The organism is Glycomyces algeriensis (assembly GCF_027622855.1).
Taxonomy (GTDB): Bacteria; Actinomycetota; Actinomycetes; order Mycobacteriales; family Micromonosporaceae; genus Glycomyces; species Glycomyces algeriensis.
The window spans coordinates 147,919-171,844 of record NZ_JAPZVR010000006.1 but is presented as its reverse complement, the minus strand read 5'-3'; the positions used below and the strand labels follow the sequence as shown (position 1 = coordinate 171,844).

At 70.8% G+C, this 23,926-nt stretch carries 20 protein-coding genes; 12 read left to right on the top strand and 8 right to left on the bottom strand.

Annotated elements, in window-relative coordinates; genetic code table 11:
- Nucleotides 1-5 precede the first annotated feature (5 nt).
- From O2L52_RS13400 to O2L52_RS13390, 3 genes are read left to right on the top strand one after another with little or no spacing between them, the layout of a single operon-like run.
- The gene (locus O2L52_RS13400; protein WP_270116058.1) at nucleotides 6-1,697 is read left to right on the top strand and encodes an ABC transporter transmembrane domain-containing protein; all 1,692 of its coding nucleotides are present in this window, start codon (nucleotides 6-8) and stop codon (nucleotides 1,695-1,697) included.
- On the top strand, nucleotides 1,694-3,484 hold the full coding sequence (locus O2L52_RS13395; protein ID WP_270116056.1) for an ABC transporter ATP-binding protein: 1,791 nt from the start codon (nucleotides 1,694-1,696) through the stop codon (nucleotides 3,482-3,484). The genes O2L52_RS13400 and O2L52_RS13395 overlap by 4 nt, the downstream gene beginning before the upstream one ends.
- A 24-nt stretch (nucleotides 3,485-3,508) precedes the next feature.
- Entirely contained in the window at nucleotides 3,509-4,282 is a 774-nt protein-coding gene (locus O2L52_RS13390; protein ID WP_270116055.1) for a protein phosphatase 2C domain-containing protein, read from the top strand.
- Between the two features lie 38 nt (nucleotides 4,283-4,320).
- Here the strand turns inward: O2L52_RS13390 and O2L52_RS13385 are convergent, their stop codons facing one another.
- Nucleotides 4,321-4,686, bottom strand: coding sequence for a nuclear transport factor 2 family protein (locus O2L52_RS13385; protein WP_270116054.1), 366 nt, complete (start codon nucleotides 4,684-4,686; stop codon nucleotides 4,321-4,323).
- Between the two features lie 126 nt (nucleotides 4,687-4,812).
- Between O2L52_RS13385 and O2L52_RS13380 the strand changes: the two genes are divergently transcribed.
- Entirely contained in the window at nucleotides 4,813-5,598 is a 786-nt protein-coding gene (locus O2L52_RS13380; protein WP_270116052.1) for a helix-turn-helix domain-containing protein, read from the top strand.
- Between the two features lie 12 nt (nucleotides 5,599-5,610).
- On the opposite strand, the gene O2L52_RS13375 is transcribed toward O2L52_RS13380, so the two are convergent.
- A complete protein-coding gene (locus O2L52_RS13375; protein WP_270116050.1) occupies nucleotides 5,611-6,198 on the bottom strand; it encodes an alpha/beta fold hydrolase in 588 nt (195 codons plus the stop codon).
- Between the two features lie 378 nt (nucleotides 6,199-6,576).
- Between O2L52_RS13375 and O2L52_RS13370 the strand changes: the two genes are divergently transcribed.
- The 6 genes from O2L52_RS13370 to mgtE all read left to right on the top strand — a co-directional run bounded on the left by O2L52_RS13370 (nucleotide 6,577) and on the right by mgtE (nucleotide 15,575).
- The gene (locus tag O2L52_RS13370) at nucleotides 6,577-8,331 is read left to right on the top strand and encodes an ABC transporter ATP-binding protein (protein WP_270116048.1); all 1,755 of its coding nucleotides are present in this window, start codon (nucleotides 6,577-6,579) and stop codon (nucleotides 8,329-8,331) included.
- A complete protein-coding gene (locus O2L52_RS13365) occupies nucleotides 8,328-10,235 on the top strand; it encodes an ABC transporter ATP-binding protein (RefSeq protein WP_270116047.1) in 1,908 nt (635 codons plus the stop codon). The genes O2L52_RS13370 and O2L52_RS13365 overlap by 4 nt, the downstream gene beginning before the upstream one ends.
- 353 nt (nucleotides 10,236-10,588) lie before the next feature.
- Nucleotides 10,589-10,888 carry an Asp-tRNA(Asn)/Glu-tRNA(Gln) amidotransferase subunit GatC gene (gatC, locus tag O2L52_RS13360; protein ID WP_270116045.1) on the top strand — a complete coding sequence of 100 codons (300 nt, stop codon included), beginning with the start codon at nucleotides 10,589-10,591 and terminating at the stop codon, nucleotides 10,886-10,888.
- A 41-nt stretch (nucleotides 10,889-10,929) separates the two neighbouring features.
- On the top strand, nucleotides 10,930-12,396 hold the full coding sequence (gene gatA / locus O2L52_RS13355; RefSeq protein ID WP_373897071.1) for an Asp-tRNA(Asn)/Glu-tRNA(Gln) amidotransferase subunit GatA: 1,467 nt from the start codon (nucleotides 10,930-10,932) through the stop codon (nucleotides 12,394-12,396).
- A 4-nt stretch (nucleotides 12,397-12,400) separates the two neighbouring features.
- On the top strand, nucleotides 12,401-13,888 hold the full coding sequence (gatB, locus tag O2L52_RS13350; protein WP_270116043.1) for an Asp-tRNA(Asn)/Glu-tRNA(Gln) amidotransferase subunit GatB: 1,488 nt from the start codon (nucleotides 12,401-12,403) through the stop codon (nucleotides 13,886-13,888).
- A 340-nt stretch (nucleotides 13,889-14,228) separates the two neighbouring features.
- On the top strand, nucleotides 14,229-15,575 hold the full coding sequence (gene mgtE / locus O2L52_RS13345) for a magnesium transporter (RefSeq protein ID WP_270116042.1): 1,347 nt from the start codon (nucleotides 14,229-14,231) through the stop codon (nucleotides 15,573-15,575).
- Nucleotides 15,576-15,705: 130 nt separating this feature from the next.
- On the opposite strand, the gene O2L52_RS13340 is transcribed toward mgtE, so the two are convergent.
- From O2L52_RS13340 to O2L52_RS13320, 5 genes are all read right to left on the bottom strand, one after another.
- Nucleotides 15,706-17,304, bottom strand: coding sequence for a CotH kinase family protein (locus O2L52_RS13340; protein WP_270116041.1), 1,599 nt, complete (start codon nucleotides 17,302-17,304; stop codon nucleotides 15,706-15,708).
- Between the two features lie 2 nt (nucleotides 17,305-17,306).
- Nucleotides 17,307-17,990, bottom strand: a complete 684-nt coding sequence (locus O2L52_RS13335) for a DUF4956 domain-containing protein (protein WP_270116040.1) — start codon at nucleotides 17,988-17,990, stop codon at nucleotides 17,307-17,309.
- A gap of 19 nt (nucleotides 17,991-18,009) precedes the next feature.
- Nucleotides 18,010-18,861 carry a polyphosphate polymerase domain-containing protein gene (locus tag O2L52_RS13330; protein ID WP_270116039.1) on the bottom strand — a complete coding sequence of 284 codons (852 nt, stop codon included), beginning with the start codon at nucleotides 18,859-18,861 and terminating at the stop codon, nucleotides 18,010-18,012.
- Between the two features lie 108 nt (nucleotides 18,862-18,969).
- Nucleotides 18,970-20,547 (bottom strand): metallophosphoesterase family protein, encoded by a 1,578-nt coding sequence (locus O2L52_RS13325; protein WP_270116038.1) that lies wholly within the window; start codon nucleotides 20,545-20,547, stop codon nucleotides 18,970-18,972.
- A 42-nt stretch (nucleotides 20,548-20,589) separates the two neighbouring features.
- Nucleotides 20,590-21,741, bottom strand: a complete 1,152-nt coding sequence (locus O2L52_RS13320) for a PQQ-dependent sugar dehydrogenase (protein WP_270116037.1) — start codon at nucleotides 21,739-21,741, stop codon at nucleotides 20,590-20,592.
- A gap of 153 nt (nucleotides 21,742-21,894) precedes the next feature.
- Here O2L52_RS13320 and O2L52_RS13315 point away from each other — a divergent pair, with 153 nt between their 5' ends.
- A complete protein-coding gene (locus tag O2L52_RS13315) occupies nucleotides 21,895-22,806 on the top strand; it encodes a 2-hydroxyacid dehydrogenase (protein ID WP_344473142.1) in 912 nt (303 codons plus the stop codon).
- On the opposite strand, the gene O2L52_RS13310 is transcribed toward O2L52_RS13315, so the two are convergent.
- Nucleotides 22,803-23,258, bottom strand: coding sequence for a hypothetical protein (locus tag O2L52_RS13310; RefSeq protein WP_270116034.1), 456 nt, complete (start codon nucleotides 23,256-23,258; stop codon nucleotides 22,803-22,805). The genes O2L52_RS13315 and O2L52_RS13310 overlap by 4 nt on opposite strands.
- 130 nt (nucleotides 23,259-23,388) lie before the next feature.
- On the opposite strand from O2L52_RS13310, the gene O2L52_RS13305 reads away from it, so the two are divergent.
- The gene (locus O2L52_RS13305) at nucleotides 23,389-23,901 is read left to right on the top strand and encodes a hypothetical protein (RefSeq protein ID WP_270116033.1); all 513 of its coding nucleotides are present in this window, start codon (nucleotides 23,389-23,391) and stop codon (nucleotides 23,899-23,901) included.
- Nucleotides 23,902-23,926 lie beyond the last annotated feature (25 nt).

Here is a 23,926-nt window from a genome sequence, read left to right as displayed (position 1 = left end):
GCCCTGTGTCACTCCTCCGCGCACCCGAACTGCCCGTAGACGACCCCGGCGAACCCCCGACCACCTCCTGGCGCCTCTTCACCTGGCTCGCCACCCGCCGCAAGGGCCTCGCCGCGGCCGTCCTCGTCTCCGCGGTCTTCTCCCTCGGCCTCGTCCCCGTCATGCCGATCTTCCTCACCGGCGCCGTCGACGACGGCATCCGCGGCCGCGACTGGGGCGCGCTCCTCGCCTGGGCCGGCGCCCTCACCCTCGCCGGATCCGTTGCGGCCGTGAGCATCGTGCTCCACCACCGCCTCACCGTCTGGTGGCGCCACGACGCCCAGTACCGGGTCCTCCAGCTCGCCACCCGCAAGACCGCCCGCCTCGGCTCGCGCCTGCGCGGCCAGACCACCACCGGCTCGGTCGTCAGCGTCGGCGTCACCGACGTGGTCTCCATCGGCCGCGCCATCGAATCGCTCGCGCCCACCGTCGGCTGCGTGACCGGGATCGTCGCGGTCGCCGTGCTGCTCTTCGGCATGTCCGCGTCCCTCGGCCTCACCGTCTTCATCGGCGTCACCGCCGTCGCCGCGATCACCGGCCCGATGCTCCGCCACCTCCATGCCCGGTACGGCTCCTACCGCCGCGACATCGGCGCCGTCACCGAGCGCGCCGCCGACATCGTCGCCGGACTCCGCGTCCTGCGCGGCGTCGGCGGCGAAGCGCGCTTCAACGCCGCCTACCGCCGCGACTCCCAGCACCTCAAGCGCTCCGGCTTCGGCCTCGCCGCCCCGGGCGCCTGGATCGACGCGATCTCCGAAGGCGCCCCGGCGATCCTGCTCGGCGCGGTCGTCTGGATCGCCGCCCGCCTCGTGGCCGCCGACGAGATCACCGTCGGCCAGATGGTCGCCGCCTTCGGGTACACCGCCGCGCTGCTCATGCCGGTGCGCTGGCTCCTGGGCACCGCCATGACCATCATCCAGGGCGAGGTCGCCTGCGCGAAGGTCTGCGAACTCCTCGCCCTGCCCGAGCGCGAGGCACCGCGGGACCCCCTGCAGGGGCCCGAGCGCGGCGCCGAACTCCACGACCCCGAATCCGGACTCACCCTCACGCCCGGCCTGACCGCCGTCGCCACCGCCGACACCGACACCGCCGCCGCGATCTTCGACCGCCTCGCCGGCCTCGCACCCTCCGAAGCCGTGTTCGGCCAGGTCCCCGTGGCCCGCATGGCATCCGAGGAACTGCGCCGCCGCATCCTCCCCGGCGACCACGACGCGTACCTCTTCGCCGGCACCCTCACCGCCGTCATCGGCGGACGCGACGCGAAGGCCGCCGTCACCACGGCCGCCGCGGACGACGTCGTGGACGCCCTCCCCGGCGGCCTCGACGCCGAGATGGACGACCAGGCCCGCACCCTCTCCGGCGGCCAGCGCCAGCGCCTGCGCCTCGCGCGGGCCCTCGCGGCCGACCCCGAGGTCCTGCTCCTCCTCGAACCGACGTCCGCAGTGGACTCCCATACCGAAGCCCGCATCACGGAGCGGCTCACCGGGTTCCGGCACGGCCGCACGACCGCGGTCGTGAGCGCCTCCCCGCTCTGGCTCGGCCGCGCCGACCGGGTGGCCTTCGTCCAGGACCGCAAGGTCGCCGCCACCGGCACCCACGCCGAACTCACCGCGTCCCGCCCCGACTACCGGGCCCTAGTGAACCGGGAGCTCTCATGACCACCGGCCTCCGCACGACATCCCCGGACTCGAAGACCCAAGGCGCCGAGGCGGACTCGACCGAGCTGCCGGTGGCCGAGCCCGACCGGGTCCGCCGGGCCTTCGTCGCACTCCTGGCCTCCGAGCGCTCCCGCGTCGGGGTCGCCGTCGCGCTGCGCGTGGCCGCCGCGGGGGCCTCGACCGCCGCACCGCTCCTGATGGGCCGCATGATCGACGCCCTCACCGCGGGCGAGGGCATCGCCGACATCGACCTCCTCGCCGCCGGCATGGCCGCCGCGATCGCCGCCGCGGTGGCGCTCACCTGGCTCGCGAGCTTCACCGCGAACCGCGTGGGCGAACGCCTCTCGGCGCGGCTGCGCGAGCGCTTCGTCGAGCAGTGCCTGCGCCTGCCGCTCCACACCGCCGAGCGGGCCGGCGCGGGCGACCTCATGACCCGCGCCTCCGTGGACGTCCCGCAGTCGGGCAACCTCATCCGCGACTCGCTCCCGCGCGCGGCCGTCGCGATCCTGACCGCGATCGTCTACATCGGAGCGATGGTCTGGGTCAACGCGCTCCTCGCGCTGTGCATGGTCCTCGCCGTCCCGCTCATCGCGGTGGGCGCGCGCTGGTACCTCAAGCGCGCCCGCGAGGGGTACCTGACGCAGGCCCGCACCGAGTCCCGCTCGGGCGAGGCCCTTGCGGCGACCGCCGACGGCGCCCGCACCGCCGAGCTGTACCGCCTCGAAGCCGACCGGATCGCTCACGGCGACAACACGATCGGTGAGCACTGGGCCGCCAGCAGGTACACGCTGTACCTGCGCAGCGTCTACTTCCTGACGCTCGAGAGCTCCTATGTGCTCCCCGCTTCGGCCGTGCTCGTCCTCGGCGGCGCGATGTACTTCCACGGGACGGTGAGCCTCGGCGAGGTCGCCGCGTGCGCGGTGCTCTCGCGCCAGATCATGACCCCGATGAACTTCCTGCTCATGATGGTCGAATGGCTCCAGCGCGGCTTCGCGTCGTTCGCCCGGGTCGAAGGCGTCGCGGCCATCGACACGGACGAGGCGGCCACCGCCGCGGCCGTCCCCGCCGACGGCACGGTGGCACTGCGCGCGGTCCACTTCTCGTACCCGACCGGTCCCGAAGTGCTCCACGGCGTCGACCTTGTGATCCCCGCGGGCGAACGCCTCGCGGTCGTCGGACCCAGTGGCGCGGGCAAGTCCACCATCGCGCGGCTCGTCTCCGGCGTCGACGCCCCGGACTCGGGTCGCGTCACTGTCGGGGGAGTGGACGTGGCGTCGCTCCCGCTGGGCGAGCGACGCGGCCACGTCACCCTCGTGACCCAGGAGCACCACGTTTTCACCGCGACGCTGCGGGACAACCTCACCCTCGCCAAACCGGACGCCGACGACGCGGAACTGCGCGAGGCGCTCGCCACGGTCGGCGCCGCCTGGGCCGACGACCTCGACACCGAACTCGGCGGCACCGCGAAGGAACTCGACCCGGCCGCCGCGCAGCAGATCGCCCTGGCCCGCATCATCCTGGCCGACCCCGACGTGGTGATCCTCGACGAGGCCACGGCGATGCTCGACCCCCGCGCCGCGCGCGACACCGAGCGCGCCCTCGCGGCGGTCCTGGAGGGCCGCACCGTCATCGGCATCGCCCACCGCCTGCACACCGCGCACGACGCCGACCGCATCGCGGTCATCGAGGACGGCGTCCTCGCCGAGCTCGGCAGCCATGACGCACTCCTGCAAGCGAACGGGCCCTATGCTCGCCTCTGGAACACCTGGCACGGCACCGGTGTCTGACAACATGAGGGAGCAGCGTCCGGCATGACCTTCGAAGCGAAGCACGGCACCGCGATCGGGTCCGGAGCGGAGAACCAGGACCTGGCGCTGACCGGCGCGGACTGGGCCTTGGTCCTCGACGGCGCGAACCCGCCTGCGGGCGTCGACACCGGGTGCTCGCACGGCGTCGCCTGGATCGTCGACCGCCTCGGCGCCCACCTCGGCGCCGGCCTGGACGGCGCAGGCACGCTCGCGGCGATCCTGCGCGAGGCCGTCATCGCCACGGTCGCCGACCACGGACCGGGTTGCGACACCGCGCATCCGCGTTCGCCCGGCGCCACGGTCGCCCTCGCCCGCCTGGTCGGCGACGACCTGGAATGGCTGGTACTCGGCGATGCCGCGATCCTCTTCGAGGACACGACCGGCCGCGTTGCGGTCGAGACCGACCTGCGCGTCAACGAGCTCCCCGAGCCGCCGGACACCGCCGAAGGCCTCGAGGCGTTCATCGCCCGGTACCGCAACCAGCCCGGCGGGGCCTGGTTCGCCGGCGCGGTGCCCGAAGCGGCCGATCACGCCTTCACCGGTCGGCAGCCGATCGCCGAACTTCGGCGGATCCTGCTGTGCACCAACGGCATCACGCGCCTGACCGGCCGGTACGACTACCGCGACGCGGACCTGATGACCCTCGCGACCACCAACCGCGGTCCCGAAGCGCTCATCGACGCCGTGCGCGGCGCCGAACTCACCGACCCCGACCCGCAACGGTGGGAAGGCAAGCGGCACGACGACGCCACCGCCGTCGTCGTCGACCTGCACTAGCTCGCGGGGGCGGGTCGGCGCCCGCCCCCGGGCACCGGCTAAGCGGCGGGCACTTTGTCGAGGAAGCCGAGCACCTGGCCGATGCGGCCCTCGCCGTCGACCACGACCACGTCGAAGCCCACGACCGGCGGCTCCACGCCCTCGGGGCCGAGGCCCCAGCTGAAGCGGGCCTGCTGGCCGTGGCCGTCGACCGGGCCGATGAGGGTGAAGACCCAGCCGGGGAACTGCTGGTGGGCGCCGGCGATGAAGGCGTTCACGCCCTCGTGGCCCTCGACGTCCGCCATGGGGTCGATGTAGCTGACGTCGGCGGTGAACAGGTCGGCCACGAGGCGCTTGCGCTCGGTCTCGTCGGTCGCGTTGAAGGCGTCGAGGTAAGCGGCGGCGATGGCGTTGAAGTCGGTCATGTCGTTCCCTGTCTCTCGGTGTCCCGGCGTCTCCCGGGAACGACACCAGCTTCGCCCGGTTCGCGCCGCCCGTCGATTACCTTGGAGGTAATGAGCGGCGCTACCTGTGGGTTTAGGCTGGGCCGCATGGCAGTACCGCTCTCCGACACCGCAGCCCGCCGGACCCCGGGCGACCTCGTCCGGCACTGGCGCGCGCAGCGCCACCTGACGCAGCAGGAGCTCGCGATCCAGTGCCGCATCTCCGCGCGCCACCTGAGCTTCATCGAGACCGGCCGCTCCAAGCCGACCTCCGCGATGGTCCTCAAGATCTGCGAGGAACTCGACGTTCCCCTGCGCGACCGCAACGACATCCTCATGGCCGCGGGCCACGCCCCGGCCTACACCGAGTCCACACTGGACCAGCCTTCGATGGCGAGCATCGGGCAGGCCCTCATCCAGATCCTCGACGGCCACATGCCCTACCCCGCCGTCGTGGTCGACCGGCAGTGGAACATGGTCGACGCGAACACCGCGATCGACAAGCTCATCGCCGGCAGCGCGCCCGAACTGCTCGAACCGCCCGTCAACGTGCTGCGGCTGAGCCTGCACCCGCAAGGGGTCGCCCCCCGCATCCGGAACCTCTCGCAATGGCGCGCCCACCTCTTCTCCCGCCTCGACCACCAGATCCGGGCCACGGGCGACCCCGAACTGGTGCGTCTGCGCGAGGAGCTGCGGGGCTACCCGGGCGGCATCGACCCCGCCCCGAAGCACAGCCTCGTCATCCCGCTGCGGATCGACACCGGCAGCGGTGTCCTCTCCTTCTTCAGCGCCACAACCGTTTTCGGCACCCCCATGGACGTCACGGTCGCCGAACTCGCCATCGAGTCCTTCTTCCCCGCCGACCCCGAGACCGCCGCGGCTCTGGCCGCCTAGCCCGTTCCCGCGTCAGGCGGCGATGGCCCTGATGTCGTCGGTGAAGCGGTCGGGGTCGCTCAGGTGCGGGTGGGCGCCTTCGGTCCGGTAGCTGGTGCAGGCGGCCCCGGGGATGCGCTCGCCGAGCCAGTCCGGGTAGTGCGGCTGCGGGTCGCCGGCGAAGATCGCCAGGTAGCGGCATCGGAGTAGGCGAGGGCCCGCGGTGATCTCGTGGAGGGCGCGCTCGGTGTCGGGGTCGTGGTGCGGTTCGTCAAGGCGCTGTTCGATGTTGACCACGGCGTGCGCGAGGTAGCGGGCCGCGAACAGGGAGGCGACGAGGGCCGCGGGGCCGTGGCCGGCGATGACCGGGGCGCGGGTGCCCATGGCGGCGACGTAGGCGGCGAGGGTCTCGGCGCGGGAGGTGAGCGAGCGGCTCGGGGAGAGGTCCAGGACCGCGACGGCGTGCTCGTCGGCGAGGCGGGCGGCGACGGGCCACCAGGCCGAGCGGTCGGCGCCCTCCTCGTTGAGGAGGAGTACCGGGCGGCCTTCGGCGCCCCAGCGGTCGCCGTCGTGCTCGCGGTCGGGGTCTTGGAGGAGGTCTTCGAAACGCAGCGCCGGCATGGCGGAGGCTCCTGTCGGATGGTCGGCGAAAAGGTCCTGGGCGGTGTCGTCGGCCGGGCAGGGCAGGGTCAATCGCACCGCAGGTGTTGCGGTGCAAGCGAAAGGGAGCGATGTCGCGATCGGCGGTCCGCCGTCAGCGGTCCGTGGGGGCCGGGCTGATGCAGGATGGCGGTCCTCCTCGTCGGTAGCCGGTACCGGTGCGACGCCGAGAGTCTACGAGTCGATGTGAGGCAATTTCCCGGTGGGTCCGATTCGTCCCTCGCGCTGGGAGATCTCGGTCTCCCACGAGCCGCGACGCACGGTGAAAACGGCTGGTAGGCACCCGTTCGGGGGGTTAATCGATTGCCGGATGTCGGACCCTCCCTTTACGCTCGGCTAGTGAGGTTCCTCCGCGCCCCCGAACTGCCATTGGACGACCCGTTGCTCCCGGAAGGGACGAGGGGCGACCCGTCGTCCCCAGGAACAGCCGAGCCGCCACCGGGCACGCCCTGGCGGCTCCTCATCTGGCTCGCCACCCGCCGCAAGGGCCTCATGCTCGCGGCGCTCATCACCTCCGGGATCGCGCTCGGCTCCCTGCCCGTGCTCCCGTTCTTCCTGACCGGCGCCGTCGACCACGGTCTGCGCGAACGCGACTGGAACGCGCTCGCGTTCTGGTCGCTCGGCATGGTCCTCGCCGGGTTCGCCACCGCCGCGATGATCGTCTGGTCGCACCGGCTCACCGTGTTCTGGCGCGCCGACGCCTCCTACCGGGTCCTGCAGCTCGCCACCAGGAAGGTCAACCGGCTCGGCGACGACCTGCGGAAGAAGGTCACCACCGGCGAGGTCGTGAGCGTCGGCGCCACGGACATCAACCGCATCTCGTGGGCCGTCGACTCGCTCGCCCCCACCGCGGGCTGCCTCGTCGGCCTCATCGCGGTCGGCGTGCTCCTGTTCAACACCTCGGTCGCCCTGGGCCTCACCATCTTCATCGGCGTGTTCGCCGTCGGCCTCGTCACCGGCCCGCTCCTCACCCGCCTCCAGGACCGCCAGGAGCAGTACCGCGAACGCGTCGGCGACATCACCGAGCGCGCCTCCGACATCGTCTCGGGCCTGCGCGTGCTGCGCGGCATCGGCGGCGAGGCCCGCTTCAACGCCTCGTACCGCCGCGACTCGGACGCCCTGCGCTCCGCCGGATACAAGGTCGCCGGCCCCACCGCCTGGCTCAACTCTCTCGGCGAGGGCACGCCCGCGATCCTCCTCGGCGTCGTCATCTGGATCGCCGGACGCCAGGTCGCCTCCGGGGACCTGACGCCGGGCCAGATGGTCGCCGCGTTCGGCTACACCGGCGCGCTGCTGCTGCCCGTGCACTGGCTCATCGGCTGCACCTACCGGATCATCGAGGGCCGCGTCGCCGCCGGCAAGGTCTGCGAACTGCTCAACACCCCCGAGCGCGAGACCGCCGCTGAGATCCTGCCCGGACCCCGCGAAGGCGCCGAGCTCCACGACCCCGAGTCCGGTCTCACCGTCGCCGGCGGCGAGCTCCTCGCCGTCGCCTCCTCCGACTCCGAGCAGGTCGCCGCCGTCTTCGACCGGCTCGGCGGGTTCACCGAGTCCGAAGCCCGCTTCGGCAGTGTGCCTGTGGCGCAACTGGACCGGGACGAACTGCGCCGCCGCGTGCTCGTCGCCGACCACGACGCCTACCTCTTCGCGGGCACCGTCGCCGCCGCGGTCGCCGCCCGCGAGGGGATCGACCGCGTGGAGGCCGCCATCGAGGCCGCCTCGGCGCACGACGTCGTCGAAGCCCTCCCCGAAGGCCTCGACACCGAGGTCGAGAACCAGGCCCGCACCCTCTCCGGCGGCCAGCGCCAGCGCCTGCGGCTCGCCCGCGCCATCGCGGCCGACCCCGAAGCCCTGCTCCTGCACGAGCCGACCTCCGCGGTCGACTCCCACACCGAGGCCCGCATCGTCGAGCGCCTCGCCGAGACCCGCGGCGGCCGCGCCACCGCCATCGCGACCACCTCGCCGCTGTGGCTCGGCCGCGCCGACACGGTCGCGTTCGTCCAGGGCGGCAAGGTCGTCGCCCGCGGCACGCACCGCGAACTGGTCGCCGCGCACTCCGACTACCGCGCACTCGTCACCCGGGGAACCGAATGAGCACCACTGCCACGTCCGAAAAGCGGACGAACCAGCTGCCGATCGCCGACACCCGGACGGTCCGCCGCGCCTTCTTCCGGCTCCTCGCCTCCGAGCGGCGCCGCGCGATCGTCGCGGTCAGCCTCCACCTGGTGGCCGCCGTCGCCGCGGCCGTCGCGCCGATCCTGCTGGGGGACATGCTCGACGAGCTGACCACCGGCTCCGGCGCGGCCGAGATCGACCGGCTCGCGCTCGGCATCGTGGCCGCGATCGTCGTGGTAGTCGCCTTCACCTGGGCCGGCACGTACGTGTCCTACCGCCTTGGCGAACGCCTCTCGGCGCGCATGCGCGTCCAGTTCGTCGAACGCGCCCTGCGCCTCCCGATGCCGGTGGTCGAGCAGGCCGGCTCCGGCGACCTCATGACCCGCTCCTCGGCCGACGTCCCCGAGGCCGGCGTCCTCTTCCGCGACGGCCTCCCGCAGGTCACCGTCTCGATCCTGAAGGTCCTGGTCTTCTTCGGCGCCATGCTCATCGCGAGCCCGCTGCTGGGCCTGTGCATGCTCGTCGTCGTGCCCCCGCTGTGGATCGGCACCCGCTGGTACCTCAAGCGCGGCCGCGACGGCTACCTCGCCGAGCGCGCCGCCGAGTCGGCCATCGGCGACACGATCGGCGCCTCCGCCGACGGCGCCCGCACCACCGAGGCCTACCGGCTGCGCGGGCAGCGCGACGCCGCCGGCGACGCGACCGTGGCCAAGCACTGGAAGGCCGCCCGCTACACGCTCTTCCTGCGCAGCGTCTACTTCCCGTTCCTCGACGGCGCGTACGCCCTCCCGACCGCGGCCGTGCTCCTGGTGGGCGGCGCGTTCTACTTCGACGGCACGGTCTCCCTCGGCACCGTCGCGTCCTGCGCGGTCCTGACCCGCCAGATCATGTTCCCGATCGACCACATCCTCATGTGGGTCGAGAAGGTCCAGCGCGGCTTCGCGGCCATGTCCCGCATCGAGGGCGTCGCCGAAGCCGAGGACGCGGAAGCGGACGCCACCACCGAGCGCCCGGCCGACGGCACCGTGGACCTCACCGAGGTCCGCTACGCCTACCCGACCAGCCCCCGCGACGTGCTCCACGGCGTCACCCTGAGCGTCCCCGCCGGGCAGCGCCTCGCCGTCGTGGGTCCTTCCGGCGCAGGCAAGTCGACGCTCGCGCGACTCATCTCCGGCTCCGACGTGCCCCGCGAGGGCCGCGCCGCGATCGGCGGCGTCGACGTCGCCGCGCTGCCTCTCGACGAGCGCCGCAAGCGCGTCACCCTGGTTACCCAGGAGCATCACGTCTTCACGGCCACCTTGCGCGACAACCTGATCCTCGCCAAAGCCGAGGCCCAGGACGACGAGCTGCAGAGCGCCTTGGCCGCGGTCGGCGCCGACTGGGCCTTCGATCTGCCCGAAGGCCTCGACACGCCGTTGGGCGGCAAGAACAGGGAGCTGGACGCGGCGAGCGCCCAGCAGATCGCGCTCGCGCGGATCATCCTGGCCGACCCCGATGTGGTGATCCTCGACGAGGCGACGGCGATGCTCGACCCGCGCGCCGCCCGCGACACCGAGCGCGCGCTCGGCGCCGTCCTGGAGGGCCGCACCGTGATCGCGATCGCGCACCGGCTCCACACCGCGCACGACGCGGACCGCATCGCGGTCGTGGAAGACGGCCGGGTCGCCGAGTTGGGCAGCCACGACGAGCTGATCGCGCTCGACGGCCACTACGCCGCGCTGTGGCGGGCCTGGCACGGCGAGGACACGAGCCGTAAATTTGCAGAGCACGGCGAGGACACGAGCCGTAAGTCTGCAGAGCACGACACGAGCCGTAAATCTGATGGGAATGCGGCTGAGTCGGCTTCGGAGGGCGAGTTCGCCGCTGCAACGAAGACCTTGTAGCACAAAAAGAACCAGGCCCCGGGCTTCCGCCCGGGGCCTGTACTGGCTCGAGAACACCACCACAAGTCGGAACACCCACCGACTCGTTCTTAGCAAGGAAACAGAAAGGAAACCAGGAAACCCGTTCCGAACCAGTGACGAAAGAGTATCACGTCACATCTCCAGTGGCTAGGGGGCTGTTTCAGGCTCACACCCCCGGTGTCGATCGATTTTCGCGATCCGTCCGTCACACCCATCGGCAACCGCTGAGCAGATCGCCCCACACTGGGCGGTGCCCGCCTCGGGCGCCGACCGCGCACAGCCTAGACTCGACAGGTCTTCCCGCAGCTAGTAACCGTTAGGAAACACCTGTCGTGAGTACGATTTCACGCGAGGAAGTCGCGCACTTGGCGCGACTGGCCCGCCTCGAAGTCACCGATGACGAGCTCGACGCCTTCGCGGGCCAGCTGGACGTCATCCTCGAATCGATGAAGACGCTCGCCGAAGTGAACACGGACGGCGTCCAGCCGACCTCGCACGCGGTGCCGCTGGTGAACGTCTTCCGGGAAGACCAGCCCCAGCCGTCCCTGCCCCGCGACGCCGCACTCGCGGGCGGACCCGACACGTACGAGGACCGCTTCCGCGTTCCGCGCATCCTGGACGAGGAGGCCTAGCCATGACCGGACACCGCGCCGTCGATCAGACCGCCGCCCACATGGCCGAGGCCATCCGCGAAGGCCGCGCCACCTCCTACGAGATCACCGAGGCCCACCTCGACCGCATCGATGCGATCGACGGCACCGTCAAGGCCTTCCTGCACGTCGACCGCGAAGGCGCCCTCGCCACCGCGCGCGAGGTGGACGAGGCCATCGCCCGCGGCGAGAAACTCGGCCCGCTCGCCGGCGTCCCGATCGCCGTCAAGGACGTCGTGGTCACCAAGGGCATGCCGACCACCGCTGCCTCCAAGATCCTCGAAGGCTGGATCCCGCCGTACGACGCGACCATCGTCGAGCGCATCAAGGCCGCGAAGATGCCGATCCTCGGCAAGACGAACATGGACGAGTTCGCCATGGGCTCCTCCACCGAGTACTCCGCCTTCGGCGCGACCCTGAACCCGTGGGACACCGGGCGCATCCCCGGCGGCTCCGGCGGCGGCTCGGCCGCGGCCGTCGCCGCGAAGATGGCCCCCCTCGCGATCGGCACCGACACCGGCGGCTCCATCCGCCAGCCCGGCGCGGTGACCGGCACGTTCGGCGCCAAGCCCACCTACGGGTCCAACTCCCGGTACGGCCTCATCGCCTTCTCCTCCTCGCTTGACACCCCGGGTCCCGTGGCCCGCAACGCCCTCGACGCCGCGCTGCTCCACGAGGTCATCTCCGGGTACGACCCGCGCGACTCCACCGCGATCGACGCGCCCGTACCGCCCGTGGTCGCCGCCGCCAAGGCCGGCGCCACCGGCGACCTCTCGGGCCTCAAGCTCGGCGTCGTCAAGGAGTTCGCCGAAGGCGCCGACGCCGCCGAAGCCGGCGTCATCGCCGCCTACGAGGCCGGCGTGGAGCAGCTCGTGAAGCTCGGGGCAGAGATCAGGGAGGTCTCCTGCCCGTCCTTCTCCTACGCGCTGCCCACCTACTACCTCATCGCCCCGTCCGAGGCCTCCTCGAACCTGGCCCGCTACGACGGCGTCCGCTACGGCCTCCGCGCCGGCGACGACGGCAAGCACTCGCTCGAAGAGGTCATGAGCCTCACCCGCGAAGCCGGCTTCGGCCCGGAGGTCAAGCGCCGCATCATCCTCGGCACCTACGCGCTCAGCGCCGGGTACGTGGACGCGTTCTACGGCAAGGCCCAGCTCGTGCGCACCCTCATCAAGCAGGACTTCGAGAAGGCCTTCGAGCAGGTCGACGCCATCATCAGCCCCACCACGCCGTTCATCGCCTTCAAGTTCGGCGAGCGCACCGGCGACCCGTACCAGATGTACCTCGCCGACCTCTACACGATCCCGACCAACCTCTACGGCGGCCCGGGCGTCTCGGTCCCCGTCGGCCTCTCCGAGGGCATGCCCGTCGGCCTGCAGGTCATGGGCCCGGTCATGGGCGACGACATCACCTACCGCGTCGCGGCCGCCCTGGAGTCCACCCAGGACACCCTGCTCGCCGACACCGCGCCCGAGATCGAAGGGAACTAGCGTCATGACGAAGCTGAACGACTACGACAAGGCCGTCGAGACCTACGAGCCCGTCCTCGGCCTCGAGACCCACATCGAACTCGACACGAACACCAAGATGTTCTGCGGCTGCTCCACCACCTTCGGCGCCGAGCCCAACACGCAGACCTGCCCGGTCTGCCTGGCCCTGCCCGGCGCCCTCCCGGTCGCCAACAAGGCCGCCATCGAGGCCACCATCAAGATCGGCCTGGCCCTCAACTGCCACATCGCCGAGTGGACCCGCTTCGCCCGGAAGAACTACTTCTACCCGGACATGCCGAAGAACTTCCAGACCAGCCAGTACGAGGAGCCGCTCTGCGAGAACGGCTACGTCGACGTGGTCGTGGAGGGCAAGGAGTACCGCATCGAGATCGAGCGCGTGCACCTCGAAGAGGACACCGGCAAGACCCTCCACGTCGGCGGCGCCACCGGCCGCATCCACGGCGCCACCGAGTCCCTCGTGGACTACAACCGCGCCGGCATCCCGCTCGTGGAGATCGTCACCCGCCCCGTGCCCGGCACCGGCGCCCTCGCCCCCGAGGTCGCCCGCGCCTACACCGCCGAACTGCGCGACATCGTCCGCTCACTCGGCGTCTCCGACGTCCGCATGGAGCAGGGGTCGCTCCGCTGCGACGTCAACCTCTCGCTCAACCTGCCGGGCGCCGAATGGGGCACCCGCACCGAGACGAAGAACGTCAACTCCCTCCGCTCGGTCGAACGCGCCGTCCGCTACGAGGTCCGCCGCCAGTCCGCGCTCCTCGACGCCGGCGAGCGGATCTTCCAGGAGACCCGCCACTTCCAGGAGACCACCGGCGAGACCCGCGCCGGACGCTCCAAAGAGGAAGCCACCGACTACCGGTACTTCCCCGAACCCGACCTCGCCGTCATGGAGCCGTCCCGCGAATGGGTCGAGCAGCTCCGCTCCGAGCTCCCCGAGCCCCCGCGCAAGCGCCGCGAACGCCTCCAGGCCGAATGGTCCCTGGGCGACAAGGAGATGCAGTCGGTCGTCAACGCCGACGCCATCGAACTCATCGATGCCACCGTCGCCGCCGGCACCACGCCGTCCGGCGCCGTCAAGTGGTGGCTCGGTGAACTCTCGCGCCGCGCCAACGAATCAGGCGAGGAACTCGCCGCGCTGGCGATCACGCCCGCCCAGGTCGCGCAGCTCCAGGGCATGGTCGACGACGGACGCCTGAACGACAAGCTGGCCCGCCAGGTCATCGACGGCGTCATCGCCGGTGAAGGCGACCCGGCCGACGTCGCCGCCAAGCGCGGCCTCGAGGTCGTCTCCGACACCGGCGCGCTCGAGACCGCCGTCGAGGAGGCCATCGCCGCCAACCCGGCGGTCGCCGACAAGATCCGCGGCGGCACCCACGCCGCCGCCGGCGTCCTCATCGGCGCGGTCATGAAGGCCACCAAGGGCCAGGCCGACGCCGGCACGGTCCGCCAGATCATCCTGGACAAGCTGAGCTAACACCGAACGAGCAAAGGGCCGGACGAGCACGTCCGGCCCTTTCGCGTTCACTGTCCGTTCAGTACCGGTGTGAGCCGCGAGTCTTTGGGCACCCCAGTAAGCGATGTTGTTCACAGATGATTGCTACCCTTGACCGCGCAAGGCTCACCCGCGACCGGAGGAGGTGAGGGCCATGGGCGACGACCCCGGATCTAGTCGAGATACCGACGTGTTCTTCCCATTTCCCTTTTACCGTGCTCCGCGTCCTCTTACATTGAAGCGGGCAGCCTGACCTGCGGCGAACGCGCCGCTGCATGAGGTCGGGGCACGGCCCTTTCCTCATGTAATGGAGGTGGCTGCTATGGCTCAGATCATTCAGCCCATTTCGCCCGCGGCGGTAGACGAGCTCGCGGCGCTCCGACTGGAACTCGCCGACACCTCGACCGTCGTGCTCGCCGAAGAGCTGCCCCGCATGGACCTGGCCGAACAGGCCCTGCGGTTCCGGCTCCTCCCCAAAGACCGCGCGCTCGCCGTCTTCGAAGAGCTCGACACCGTCCACCAGCAGGAGCTCATCGACGGGCTCAAGACCGACACGGTCCGCGAGCTGCTCGACTCGATGGAGGCCGACGACCGGGCCAAGCTCTTCGACGAGATGCCCGCGAAGGTCGCCACCCGGTTCCAGTCCCAGCTGAACGCCGCCGACCGGCGGATCACCGCGCAGCTCCTCGGGTACGAGCCCGAGTCGGCCGGGCGCATCATGACGCCCGACTACGTGTCGCTGCGCGCCTCGATGTCCGCGGCCGCCGCGATCGAGCGCATCCGGCACCTGCGCGAACGCCCCCGGAACATCGACGTGCTGCCGGTGACCGACGGGCACCGCAAGCTCCTCGGCACCGTCACGCTCGCCGACCTCGTGAGCGCCGACCCCGACCTCCCCGTCAGCGACCTCATCGCGGACGAGCACTACCAGGTCTCCACCGACACCGACCAGGAAGAGGCCGCCCGCCTCATCCAGGAGGCCAACCTCATCGCGCTCTCGGTGGTCGACCACGAGGACCGCCTCGTCGGGCTGATCACCTGGGACGACGCCATGGAGATCCTCGAGGCCGAGGACACTGAGGACGCCGCCCGCGCCGGTGCGGCCGAGCCGCTCGAGCGGCCGTACCTCTCGGCCGGCGTGTTCATGCTGGCGCGCAGCCGCGCCGTGTGGCTGCTCATCCTGGCCGTCTCCGCCTCGCTCACCGTTACGGTCCTCAACTACTACGAGGCCTACCTCGCGAACGTCACCGTGCTCGCGGTGTTCATCTCGCTGCTCACGGGCACCGGCGGCAACTCCGGTTCGCAGGCGTCGGTGACGATCATCCGCGCCATGGCGGTCGGCGAGGTCCGGTTCTCGGACGCCTTCAGGATCACCTGGCGCGAATCGCGGGTGGGCTTCCTGCTCGGCTCGATGCTCGCGGCCGTCGGCGGACCGGTCGTCGGCTTCGTGTACGGGTGGGACATCGGGCTCATCATCGCGGTGACGCTCCTGGTCATCTGCACCTGGTCGACGTTCGTCGGCTCGCTGCTGCCGCTCCTGGCGAAGAAGGTCGGCATCGACCCGGCCCTCGTCTCCGCGCCGATGGTCTCCACCCTGTGCGATGCGACCGGCCTGCTCATCTACTTCTCGGTCGCGGCCCTGGTCCTGGGCCCTGCGTTGACCGGTTGATTCCCAAGGAAAAGGCCCCGAAACCGCGCCGTTTCGGGGCCTTCGGCTTGCCGGAGCCCGCGCCTCCCCCAAGGCGCGGGCCCGCACGGGGAACGGGCAGAACGGTGGGAACCGCCCGCTCCCCGTGTGATCACTCCGCAGTGGAGGCTTCGTCGAGCTCCTCGGCGAGGAACTCGGTCCGCTGCTGAATGACCGCTTTGAGCGACTCGGCCGCATCGGCGACGTCGGCGCCGTTCAGCTCGGCCGCGGTCTGCGCGGTGTCGACCGCTTCGAGGGCGGCACCGGAGGCGAACAGCGTCTCGTAGAGCTCGTTGTACGCCGCCATGTACTCGTCCTGGAAGGCCTCGGACGCCAGGAAGCGCTCCTTGAGCTCGTTGCCGCCCATGCCGCCTCCCATGCCCTCCGGCATCTCCATGCCTTCGGGCATCTCGCCGCCGCCGGGCGTCTGGCCCGGCGGCTGCGCTTCCCCGGTCTCGCCGGCCGCCTCCTGCTCGGGAGCCGTGCCGCCGCCGCCCATGCCGCCGCCGATCGAGGCGGTCTCGTCCGGGGCGAGGTCCGCGGTCTGGAGCGTCAGATCGACGTCCCAGGTCACGACACTGATGAGGCCGGTTTCGTAGTCGTACCAGAGGTAGTAGTTCTTCCCTGGGCCCGCCATGTCGTCGCCGTTGGCGAGCAGGTTCTGCAGTGCGGTGTAGTTCGCGAAGGACGCGATGTCGACCCAGTCGCCGAGTTCGGCGTCGAAGGTCGCGTCATCGGCCTCGCCGAGCCACTCCAGGAAGTCCACGAGCGGCTGCACGTCGGCCGAGCCCTCCATGGTGACCTGCTTGAAGTCGTCCTCGTAGTCGTCCGGGTCCTCGCCCTGGTACGCGAAGGTCCCGGTGGAGAGGGCCTTGTAGAGCACGCCGGAGTCCGCGCCGTACTCCTCCCCGGCCCAGGTGACGTCCATGATGTCCACGACCCGGCGGGTGACGCCCTCGGAGCCGTTGACCGACACCGTGGCGTAGTTCCAGTCGTAGGCCGCCTCGCCGCTGGCCTCGATGAGCTCCAGCGCGACGGCCTCGTTCAACGTCGACCCGCCGCCCATCCCGGATTCGACGCGCAGGCTGATCTGCTGGTTGCCCTGGTAGACCTGGCCGTCGACGTACTGCGAGAAGTCGATGAGCCACGGCAGGCCCTCGGGGGAGTCGAAGCTGATCGAGCTTCCGGAGCCGCCGCCCATGCCGCCGGGCATCTCCATCCCGCCCGCGTCCGCAGGCATCTCCATGCCCTCAGGAAGTTCCAAACCCTCGGGCATCTCACCGCCGCCGGGCATCCGCCCGCCTTCGGCCCCTTCACCGTTCGACGTGCCGCCGCCGAGCGCCGAGAGCGTCGAGTTGCCCTTCAACCGGATTCCCACGTCCGAGATCGTGACGCCGTCGATGGTGATGTCGGCTTTGATCCACGACTTCTCGCCCGAGTCCTCGAAGGCCTCCCGCATCTCCGCGAAGTCCGCGTCGCTGTAGGAGAGGCTGATCTCGTGCGCGACCGCGGTGTCGAACAGGTCGACCGTGCCCTGGATGTCGTTGGTGACCACGAATCCCTCGTTCGCGTCCGAGTACACCAGGGCCGTGGCCCGCACCGTGCCGACCACGAGGGTGAGCACCGCGATGAGCCCGACCGAGCCGGCGATGAGCTTCCAATGGTGCCGGAGGCTCACCGGGATCCGGTGACGGATGCTTCTGGCCGCCATGGCTACAGGTCCGTCTGGTCGTAACCGGTCAGGACCGTCACCTGCTGGCCCGAGGTCACGTCGCGCAACTCGCCGAGCAGCCCGGACGGGTTCCTGCCCTTCTTGAGCCGCACGGTGTACGTCATCTCGATCAGGGCGCCGCCGCGGATGGTCTCGATGCTGACCTGCTCGAACTCGTCGGTGTTGCGGATGAGCACGTCGTCGATGCGGTCGGTGTAGTCCTCGTCCGCCGGGACGTGGACCTTGACGACCTGGCGCTGCACGTTGTGCGCGAACCAGTCGAAGCGGTGCATGATGAGCAGCACCAGGCAGACCACGACGGTGGCGATGACCGCCAGCAGGTAGAAGCGGGTCCCGCAGGCCATGCCCACGCCCATCACCAGGAAGATGTACCCGACGTCGCGGGTCTCCTTGAGGGCGTTGCGGAACCGGATGATGGAGAGGGCGCCGACGAGTGCGAACGCGCGCGCCACGTTGGAGCCGACGATGAGCATGATCACCGCGATGACCACGCCCATGATGATGAGCGTCTGCACGTACGACTGGCTGTACGAGACGTTCTGGTGCGTGCGGCGGTAGACGATGCCGATCACGCAGCTGAGCAGGAACGACAGGGTCAGCGAGATGGCGATGTCCGCCACGCTGAACTCGGCCGAGAGGTCGTTGAAGTTCGTCAGGAAGTCCATGGCTGCTTTCTCAGAGTGTTCAGACGGAGGCGGTGCGGGGTGCGGGGTTCGCGCGGACGCGGTAGTCGTCCGCGACGGGCAGGTGGAACACCGAGCGCGGGGCCAGGCCGTGCGCCTCGATGCTCTGGCAGTACTTGGAGATGCGCACGACGGACATGCCGAGGCGCGCGGCGGTGTCGGTGACCCAGTACGGGACCCGCTCGTTGGCCTTGACCTCGACGACCGCCTTGTGGGGCGGGATGATGAGCCGGTTCTCGACCTCGGCGCCGAGGTGGAAGTCGCGGTCGCGTCCGCGCACCCGGTGGTCGATGGTGACGCGCAGTCCGAGGTCGGCGTCCGCTCCCAAGTAGGCCTCGCGGTTGTACGCGGTGATCGCGGTGGGCCGCAGCCCGTGCCCGTCGACCAGGCCTGCGACCTCCTCGAGGAACGGCCGCTGCTCGGGGGAGTGGTCGACCAGTTCGGCGCCGTCGCACAGCCGGCGCGCCGCGCCGTACGGGATCTTCATGCGCCGCTTCTGGGTCACCCGGTTGACCCGCTGCTTGATCTCGACGAACACCGGGGAGTCGTCGCGCAGCTCGTGCCGCTCACCGTAGGCGCGCACCCGCAGCTTGCGGCGGAACCGCAGGCCCTCGATCTTCTCCCAGTAGTACCGCAACGACGCCGAGTCGTAGTAGAGGCTCGTGACCGGGTACCCGCCGCGCGTCGTGAACGGGTCGGCCACCATGCGCGCGGCCAGCTCCTCGCGCAGCCGCGGCACCTCCTCGTACGAGAGGAGGTACTTGATCTCGAACCTGTTGAACGAGTGCAGTGCGCTCGCGGTGCGGCGCAGCTGACCCGATGCGGTGCCAGGCGGCATGCCCGTTTCGCTCATCGGCGCTCCTATTCGTAGGGAACGCGATGAGTGAAACCGGGGCGGCTCGAACTGAACCCCGAGTTAACTCAAGAAGACCTCAAAGTGTCGCCGGGGCCGGAGCAGTGCTCAGTCCCGCTGCGGCGCAGCGGGTTCCGTGCTGCCCTGTATCTCGGCCTCGTTGACCTGGTCCTCGGTCGGGATCACCGTGCGGTCGAGGGTCACGTCCGTCTCCGTGCCCGACCCGACCGAGATCGAGTCGTACGCGGTGAGCGCCTTGGTGACCGGGTCGAAGTAGAGGACGTCCATCTCCATGCGCATCGGGTCGTCGGACTGGAAGTTCCGCAGCCCGGCCGCGCCCGTGGAGCCCTCGACCATGAGCGTGGTGCCGTCGCCGAGGTCGTGCACCGCCCGCTCGTGCGTGTGCCCGGCCAGGACCAGCGGCACCACTCCGGCGAGCGGGTCGGCCATCGCCGGTTCGTGCACCATCGCCACGTCGGCCCCGCCCGCGTCGGTGATCGTCTGCGCCAGGCGCTCTCCGGACTCGGTGAGCATCTGCTGCGCGTACTCGCTCGAGGGCTGCGCGCCCTTGTCCGGCGTGAACCGCGGGTCGGCGACCCCGCCGAAGTTCAAGCCCGCGATCTCCCGCACCTCGCCGTCGAGCACGACCACGTTGTCGTAGGCCGAGAGCGCCGCCACGGTCGTCACCGAGTCGTGGTTGCCCTTCACGAACACGTACGGCACGTTGATCTGCTCCACGCCCTGCGAGAAGATCTCGGCCTCCTGCTCCGAGCCCCAGTCGTTCATGTCGCCGGTGTCGGCCACCGCGTTGATGTCGAACTGGTCGACGACCGACTCCATGAGGTGCCAGGCCGAGGGGTTCAGGTGGATGTCGGAGACGTGCAGCACCCGGATCGAGTCGTCCTGGATGCCCAGCTGCGGCATGTCCATCGCCAGCGCGTAGAACTCGGAGATGTTCGTGACGAACTTCTGCAGGTTCGCCACGTACTCCTCGTAGTTCACGGCGATGTCCTCGGCGTTGCCGACCACGCTGGGCGCGTAGGCGAGCAGGCCTTCGTAGCGGGGCTGCGAGATCGACTCGGTGCGCAGGGTCGTGGCCGCGTACCCCATGAGCGAGGCCGTGACCGCGAGCGAGGTGACGCCGGTGAGGAGCGTGCGCCGCATGGTGCGGAACGCGAGTGCGCCGACGAGGAGGCCGCAGAGGGTGACGATGGCCAGGGCTTCGACGACGACCCGCACCACGGCGTCGGTGACGTCGGAGGCGAGGCTCTTGGAGGCGCTGGTGACGCCGCCGGGGGTGTTGATGATGTCCTGCGCCTCGTTGGGGTCGACGGAGTCGAGGCTGAGGTTGAGGCCGACGGGCCCGTCGTGGCTGTCGAAGATGACGTCGCCGAGGGGCGGGATGGTCACGACGGTCTCGCCGGAGAGGTCGGGGTGGAGCGAGACGGTGGTGTCGAACGGCCCGATGTCGGCCTTGGTGCCGCCCACGAGGGCGAGGCCGCCGGCGGCGGCGCCGGTGCCGACGAGGAGGATCGCGGCGACGACGGCGAACTGCCTGGCACGGTCGGAGCGCCGCAGTCGCGACCAGCCCGCTCTCGATCTGCCCCACAAGGACTTGACGCGCCTCCCGGCGGATCGGGCGGCGTCCTCGGTGCGGTGCAGTGCGGCGGCGAGCCGGTCGTTCATCTAGTGCCTTCCTGGCGGTGGGCTGGTCGGGTGGGTTGCGGCTCAGACCCTTCCCTGGGCCGCGTAGCCGGTGGCGAACCGGATGATCCGGTCGTCGGTGTCGTGGGGGGTGCAGCCGCGTTCTTCGGTGCATTGGCCGTCGCGGTTCGAGGTGGTCACCCAGAGCATCCCGTCCGGACCCATGGTGACCGATCGTAGTCGACCGAATTCGTTGACGGCGACGGCTTGCGGCTCGCCTGCGGGCGTGCCGGAGGCGTCGAACTGGACGGTCCAGAGGCGCTGGCCGCGCAGGCAGGCGGTGACGAGGGTGTCGTCGAGGAAGACCGCGCCGGCGCAGGAGGCCTCGAAGGGCTCCCAGGTGAGGACGGGGTCGGTGTAGGCGTCTTCGGTGTCGGCGCCTTCGAAGTGGGGCCAGCCGTAGTTGCCGCCGGGTTCGATGAGGTTGACCTCGTCGGCGACGTCCAGGCCGATCTCGGTGGCGTAGAGCCGGCCGGCGGCGTTCCAGGCGAGGCCTTCGACGGTGCGGTGGCCGAGGGTGTAGACGGGGGAGTCGGGGAAGGGGTTGCCGGGGGCGGGTTCGCCTTCGGGGGTGATGCGGAGGATCTTGCCGCTCAAGGACTCCGGGTCCTGGGCGGCCATGCCGTCGCCGGCGTCGCCGGTGGCGGCGTAGAGGAAGCCGTCGGGGCCGAACTCGAGGGCGCCGCCGTTCTGGTCGGGTCCGGCGGGGATGCCGGTGAGGATCGGTTCGGGGGCGGCGTCGGTGCTGGTGTCGATCTTGGCGATGCGGTTGTCGGTGGGGGTGGTGTAGTAGGCGTAGACGGTGGTGTCGGTGTCGTACTCGGGGGAGACGGCGAGGCCGAGGAGGCCGCCTTCGCCGAGGTCGTCGATGTCGACGGTGCGCAGTTCCTCGGGTTCGCCGGCGGTGCCGTCCTCGGCGAGGGGGATGGTGAGGAGGCGTCCGGTGGTGCGCTCGCCGACGATGGCGGTGCCGTCGGGGAGGAAGTCGAGGCCCCAGGGGGCTTCGAGGTCTTCGGCGACGACGTCCATGAACGAGGTCTGCTCCTGCGGTTCGCCGGTGGGGGTGGGGAGGTTCGGGGGCTCGCCGGTCTCGGGCTCGGGGGGCTCGCCGAAGGAGCATGAGGCGAGCGTGAGGGCGGCGGCCGCAGCCGCCGCGGCCGAGAGCAACCTGCGCATGGCCCCAAGAGTATAGGTCGGTGCCGGCGGGGCGGCGGCGCAGTTTTCCACGCCCCACGGTTCCCCGATCGGGGGCGCGGCTAACCGCTTTCAGGCCTGAGACCTATATCCTATAGGATACGGACGGTCGATCGGGAGGACGTGACTGTGGCCGTGAAGGTTTGGATCGCACACGAGGAGGGCCGCGCGCTGCTCGGCCCGCTTCCCGAAGGCGTCGAGGTCGAGGTCTACGACGGGCGCGGCGACTACCCCTCCGATCCGGCGTCGCTCGACTTCTGGGTGCCGCCGTTCCTGGCCCAGTCGAAGGTCACGACCCCGCTGCGGGACATGGCCTCGCTCAAGGCGATCCAGCTCCTGAGCGCCGGGGCCGAGGTCTGGGTCCCGGCCGTCCCGCCCGGCGTGCAGCTCTGCGACGCGCGCGGTGTGCACACCGGCGTGACCGCCGAGTGGACGATCGGCGCGGTCATCGCCTCCATGCGCGGCTTCGACGTGTTCGCGCGCAAGCAGTCCCGCCACGAGTGGAAGGTCGAGTGGACGACCACCGTCGTCGGGAAGCGCGCGCTCGTCGTGGGCGCGGGGGACATCGGCGAGAAGGTCGCCGAGGTGCTCACCGTGCTCGGCGTCGAGGTCGAGAAGGTGGCCCGTCGCGGACGGCCGGGCGTGCACCCGATCGACGCGATCGAGACGCTGCTGCCCGAGTTCGACGTGGTGGTCCTGATCCTGCCGCTGACCGACGCCACACGCGGCCTCGTGGACGCGAAGTTCCTGTCCCGCATGAAGGACGGCGCGCTCTTGGTCAACGCCGCCCGCGGCCCGATCGTGGACACGGACGCCCTCGTCGCGGAGGTCGCGTCCGGGCGGCTGCGCTGCGCCGTCGACGTCGTGGACCCCGAGCCGCTCCCGGCGGACCACCCGCTCTGGGACCTCGAGGGCGCGCTCATCACCCCGCACGCGGGCGCTTCGGTGGACGGCACCCTCGACCGCGCCTATGCGCCGATCGGCGCGCAGATCCGCCGCTTCGCGGCGGGCGAGCCGCTGGAGAACGTGGTCAGCGACGGCTACTAGCCGGCTTCGCCCTTCCGGAGCTCCTGGCCGCCGATGGCGAGCACCTGGGGCAGGTTCTCGGGCTTGAGCGGGTCGAGGCGCACCTGGGACTGGTCGTCCAATATGGCCGCCACGCCCTCGTTGCCGTGCGCGAACCCGTCGATGTGCTTCCAGGCGATCGTGCGGCTGGAGAACAGGCCGCGGATCGCGATGCCTTCGCGGGTGACGTCGATCCCCGAGCGCCACGCCCACATGGAGACCGCGACCGGCACGAGCATGAGCGCGAGGCCCGCCGCCACCGAGAACGCGCCCCAGAACGGCCGCTCGACGATGAGGGACACGGACAGCGGCAGCACCGTCAGCCAGGCCACGAAGGCCGCGCCGGTGACCGCCGCCGGGCGGCGGACCCGCAGCCTGCGGCCGCTGCGCGGGCCGGCGAGGATCGGACCGGTGGAGGCATCGGTACTCGTCATGGCACCAGCCTGACACACCCGGGCCCGGGGTACGCAAAGTGGCCGGTCCGGTTTCTGTCGGATTGTCGCTTGACGTGCCCGCGGAACGTGGCACGATCAGCTGTACAGGAGCGGCACAAGCCTGGTGGGGGTGGACGTGGCCGTCAAGATCACATTTCGACCGACGACGCGCCAGGTGCTCGGTCGGGCGCTGTTCCTCTCCGGCCTCTCGCTGTTCGCCGCCCTCGTCCCGGCCGTGGCGTACATGCTCGCCGTCGGCCACTGGTACCACTACACGCTGCTGGCGCTGTTCCTCTTCGCGATCGGCGTCGCGCTGGGAGCGGCGTACGCGGGGGCGCGCGGCCGCGGCGTCGTGCTCGACGAGCGCGGCATCCACCCGCTCAAAGCCGTTGCCTCCCAGAAGCACACTGAGCGCTTCGCCGCGTGGACGGACATCGCGGACATCCGGGCCGAGCGGCGGGCCAGCCGCACCGTGCCCGTGGTGTACCTCCTCGACCCCGAGCAGAAGCCGTGGCGCCTGCAGGCCCCCTACTCGGGCCGCGTGCTCTCGACCGACGACGAGCTCGACGAGAAGATCTTCGTGATGCGCAGCATCTGGGACGCGTACAAGCGCGGCCTGCCGCCGTACCGCCAGGCCCCTTGACCGGTCACTGAAGCCGCCCTTGACT